Annotated in this window: 6 protein-coding genes; 2 read left to right on the forward strand and 4 right to left on the reverse strand. The window is 44.4% G+C overall.

Translation table 11 applies throughout. The features are described 5' to 3' along the window. From WBA23_RS00185 to hemW, 3 genes are all read right to left on the reverse strand, one after another. Nucleotides 1–231: hypothetical protein (locus WBA23_RS00185; protein WP_424580207.1), on the reverse strand; the 231-nt coding region annotated here is incomplete at its 3' end. A gap of 111 nt (nt 232–342) precedes the next feature. After that, a complete protein-coding gene (locus WBA23_RS00190) occupies nt 343–912 on the reverse strand; it encodes an outer membrane beta-barrel protein (protein WP_424580208.1) in 570 nt (189 codons plus the stop codon). Between the two features lie 159 nt (nt 913–1071). Further along, nucleotides 1072–2205: a radical SAM family heme chaperone HemW gene (gene hemW, locus WBA23_RS00195; protein ID WP_424580209.1), complete on the reverse strand. Its 1134-nt coding sequence runs from the start codon at nt 2203–2205 to the stop codon at nt 1072–1074. Nucleotides 2206–2401: 196 nt separating this feature from the next. On the opposite strand from hemW, the gene mog reads away from it, so the two are divergent. Both mog and WBA23_RS00205 read left to right on the forward strand, forming a co-directional pair. Further along, nucleotides 2402–2941, forward strand: coding sequence for a molybdopterin adenylyltransferase (gene mog / locus WBA23_RS00200; RefSeq protein WP_424580210.1), 540 nt, complete (start codon nt 2402–2404; stop codon nt 2939–2941). 39 nt (nt 2942–2980) lie between these two features. Then, entirely contained in the window at nt 2981–4234 is a 1254-nt protein-coding gene (locus tag WBA23_RS00205) for a serine hydrolase domain-containing protein (protein WP_424580211.1), read from the forward strand. A 50-nt stretch (nt 4235–4284) separates the two neighbouring features. On the opposite strand, the gene WBA23_RS00210 is transcribed toward WBA23_RS00205, so the two are convergent. Then, the gene (locus tag WBA23_RS00210; protein WP_424580212.1) at nt 4285–4629 is read right to left on the reverse strand and encodes a transglycosylase domain-containing protein; all 345 of its coding nucleotides are present in this window, start codon (nt 4627–4629) and stop codon (nt 4285–4287) included. Nucleotides 4630–4799 lie beyond the last annotated feature (170 nt).

Genomic DNA, 4799 nt, shown 5'->3' on the forward strand with positions numbered 1-4799 from the left:
GTTTCCAACACCTTGTGAACTAAATGAGTGGTAGCCAATGCTGGCACTTGTCATTAGCGTTTTCTCGACCCCAAACCGCCCTTCTACATCAAACCCAAACCCACCTTCGGTCCGGTTGCTGAAATCACCGATAGGAAAGAGGGCATTTACGTGCCCACCCAGTGAGAACTGAGCCAAAGCCGACGTGCTTATAATGGTTACTAGCAGTAATAGAAACAAAGTTGATTTCATAGTATACCTTCTTTACTCAAAGATACAGCAAACCAACAACCTTCAAAATAAAAAGCTGTCCGACTAGGGCGAACAGCTTTTCTTCATCATAACAGCTACTTAACTAAAATTTTACTGCCCTAACTTAAAAGAGATACCAATATTAATAGGGACGAAGTTGATGTTTTCGCTTAATGAAACTTCAGTAAGTGGGATAGATTCGTTTACAAATACAGTATGGTACTCTACATTTGCATGAACATCGATAAGATCGCTAACCGGAACTAATACTCCTAAGGTAGGGGCAAAACCAAAGTACGAGCGAGAGATACCGAACAGTGAGCCAAGGTCAACTCGGGTGTCATAAATTCCGCCTTTAATTCCTACGTAAGGTGTAACTCCCTGCGCCATGGGTGTGAATGCGACTGAAGCCGTAATCGGATTGATAGTAAAATCTACTCCGGGAATATTAATGCCTACTGCGTTGGCTCCGTAAGAGAAACGTTGAAAACCTATTCCGGCCACTACATTTGGGCTAATTTGGTAGCGAGCATCAATGCCTAAGCCGTAACCATTGTCAATTACGTTTGATGAATTTCCGGTAGAAAAAGCCGGGCCTCCAGTTACTCCTAGTGAAAACTGAGCTTGCGAAACCGAATGTAAAGTAACTACTGCGAGTATTGTGAATAATATCTTTTTCATATGATTGGTTGAGATAGTGATTAATAACAATTACAACCTTACATAGGCAATTTCTGTGCAGAAGATGAGTTGCAAATAAAAAAAATGCACGATTTTTGTTAAAGGAAAACCATAACGCTCTGAATATTAGAATATTAAGGAAGAAAATTTCTGTAATTTTTACTCTGAATCAACGAAAAAGTCCGCCGCGATACCATCGGCGAGTAATTTTCCAGCCGAAGTAAGCACTAATTGCCGGTTTTCTAACATCGCTTTTCCATTGCGAATCAGCCCCTCAATATAATCTGCCTGAACTACTGCTAGATCGTAGTTAAGTTCCTGTTTTAACCAAGCGAGATCGCAACCCCACTTTGTTCGTAATCTGGTCATAAGATATTCATTAATACGGTCAGCTTGAGTTAGCTCCTCCCACTCGTAGGGTACTTGCGATTCCGCTAATGCGTTCAAGTATTTACTGTTATTGGCTACGTTGTATTGTCGGGAGTTCCCATTAAACGAATGAGCGCTCGGCCCCACTCCCAAGTAAAGCACGTCTTTCCAGTAGTTGCTATTGTGCTTGGATTCCCAACTGGGTTGGCAAAAGTTAGAAACTTCGTACTGCTCATATCCAGCCGAAGCCAAACCACTCACCAATTGCTCAAATTGATTGGCGGCGAAAGTTTCATCAATCGGTGGAATTTTCTGGTGGCGTAACCATCGGCCAAACACCGTTTTTTCTTCAATAGTCAGACAGTAGGCGGAAATGTGTTGCGGATTTAAAGAAATTGCGGTAGCTAAATCGGCCTGCCAAACCGAATGATCCGGATGGGGAATAGCGTAGATCAGATCAATACTCAAATTGTTGAAACCAACCTCCTTTGCCTGTTGAACGCACCTTTTTGCTTCTTCGGTCGAGTGTGCCCGATTCAAATAACGCAGATGCGGTTCGTAGAACGATTGAATACCGATACTAAGACGATTAAAACCTAGCTGCTGTAGTAGCTGTAGCTTATCTAATGAGAGATCATCGGGATTAGCTTCCAAGGTAATTTCCGGATCGGAAGAAACTGTGTACTGCTCATAAATGGTGTCTAATAGTAGCCGCAGTTCCTCTTCATCCAGTAGCGATGGGGTACCCCCTCCGAAATAGACGGAAGTAATAGTTTGTCCGGCCAGATACGGCTGTTGCAACACTAGTTCTCGAGCAATAGCCCGAACCATATCCGTCTTACGTTCCTGATTAGTACTAAAGTGAAAATCACAGTAGTAGCACGCCTGCTTACAAAAAGGAATGTGAATATAGATACCAGCCAAGTCATCATTTGTTAGTCAGTAGATAACCGATTTGTTTGGTGTTATGGTTCGTAGTGTTAGAGTGTTATAATGATGTGTGATTATCCAAGGTGTTAAAGTCTTTGATGTTCAACAAGAAGAAAATAACTTTGATCATTGTAACCCCGTTTCATGAACACCCTAACACCGTTCCGCGGCGGCCCAAACACCCAAACACATGAACACACAAAATATCAGAATAGGCATCATTAACGTATCTGACCGAGCCAGTAAAGGCATCTACGAAGATATTCCGGGTAAGGCTATTGTTGAAACCCTAACCGACTACTTAACTTCCCCTTGGGAGAAAGTATACGCGGTTATCCCCGATGAGCAAGATCAACTGGAAGCTACCATGAAGAAGATGGCGGACGAGGAAGGTTGTTGCCTGATCGTAACTTCCGGGGGAACCGGCCCTGCTCCGCGCGATGTAACCCCCGAAGCTACCGAGGCGGTTTGCCATAAAATGATGCCGGGTTTTGGCGAACTAATGCGACAAACCAGTTTACAGTATGTGCCCACCGCAATCTTATCAAGACAAACCGCTGGAATTCGTAACCAAACCCTAATCATCAATCTACCCGGTAAGCCTCGCGCCATTCGGCAATGCCTAGACGCGGTATTTCCCGCTGTTCCTTACTGTATTGACTTGATTGGGGGTCCATTTTTGGAGTGCGACGAAGCAGTTATCAAACCATTTCGTCCGAAAAGTGCTTAATTAGTACTAATTGATCTACCAATACCGTTCGTACCTATAATGAAAAAGTTCTTACGAACGCCAACCTTCTGCTTACCATACGCACTAGTCACCTTTGCCCTGGTGGCTATCGCCTTTCTTCCGGCTTGCCAATCAAATGAGTCAACCGCAGAAGAAACCCCGGTACCCCAGCCACAGGAGAATCCTTACGAACAGCAATTTATTCTGGCTTTAAAAGACACGTTACAGCATTTAATAGACTCTAGTGGTGTACCGGGAGTAGGTATTGCGGTAGTAAAAGATAGCACACCTATTCTGGTAAAAGGCTATGGGCTTCGGAGTATTCAAGAAGAAGATTCGGTAGACGAGCACACCGTGTTTCGCTTAGCTTCGGTTTCTAAAGGATTTGCTTCGGGTTTGGCAGCTACGTTGGTGCGAGATTCCCTATTGGCTTGGAATGATCCGGTAATTGACTATCTTCCTTCTTTTGCGCTCATTTCCCCTGAGCAGACCCGAGAGGTAACTGTTAAGCATGTCTTATCGCATACTACTGGGCTTCCCTATCACGCGTATACCAATCTAGTAGAAGCTGGGCAACTACGCGACGATATGATTGCACTACTCGCTGGAGTAGATTTGATTGGTAAGGTTGGGCAATGGTACAGCTATCAGAATGTAGCGTACGGAATTATTGAACCGGTAGTTGAAGCGGCAGCAATAGAATCATACCAAAGACTGATTCAGAAGCGGATATTGGAACCTCTCCATATGAGCGATGCTTCAATTTGGTATCAGGATATGATGGAAACTACCAACAAAGCTTCACCGCATTCGCCAACCGAGCGAGGCTGGCGGGCAGTGCCTATATCCGAGAACTACTACAATGTGCCTTCCGCCGGGGGGATCAATGCTAGCTCGCATGATATGGCCCAGTGGCTCATGGCCTTACTAGGAAATCGACCTGATATCTTTCCAACCGAAGCACTAGATAGCATATTTGCGCCCCAAGTTAAAACCCCTATTAAAAACCGATACTTCCGCCGATGGAATCAGCTAGAAGCGGCTTACTACGGACTCGGCTGGAGAATAGTGCATCAAGCATACGATACGGTGGCTTATCACGGAGGATACGCCAACGGTTACCGCACAGCTATTGCCCTGGATCGGAATAAGAGAATTGGTATTTGTATTATGGCCAACGGGCCGTCCAGCTTGGTGAGTCGGGTTGTGCCTCTATTTTTAGATTTATATCGGCAGTATGAAACCGATATTCTTGCCTGGGAAGAGCAGACGAATGAGACCACTACCAATTAGCTAATACCAGCATTAGTGTAACTTCTCAGCCAGTAAGGATATATGCCAACTCACTCTCTGTCATAAAACTGATCACTGTTATCTTTTGGAACATATTCACCAGACAACATCTTTTTAATGCGAGCAACACGTAAACGATTAGCGTTCGGCTTATTCATATAATGGAAGGCATTAGGCGCCCGGATCATGGCAATGAGTGAGAGATACTCCTCCCATCTGAATGCTGCAAATTCCTTTTGGAAGTGATAATGAGCTGCCTGTTCAAAGCCATAGATAGGACCGCTATCTCCCTGCCCTAAATAAGCATTATTAACAAAAAGCTTCAGAATAGTATCCTTGGGCGTTAGCGCATCAAAGGCGTAGCGGGCAATCAGTGTCTGCTCGATCTTAGCAATCCCTGGCTTAAATTGATTAAAGTACTACAACTTCACCAATCCTTGACTAAGCGAAGTCTTTCCCGTACCAGGAGTTTCAAAATCGTAACCCTGGTGATTATAGAAGTTAGCGTCCTGTACCTTTAGCAGGGCGTCCAACTGCTGGTTGGTAAGATCAGTCAGTTCCAATT

Source organism: Tunicatimonas sp. (genome assembly GCF_049647865.1).
Taxonomy (GTDB): Bacteria; Bacteroidota; Bacteroidia; order Cytophagales; family Cyclobacteriaceae; genus Tunicatimonas.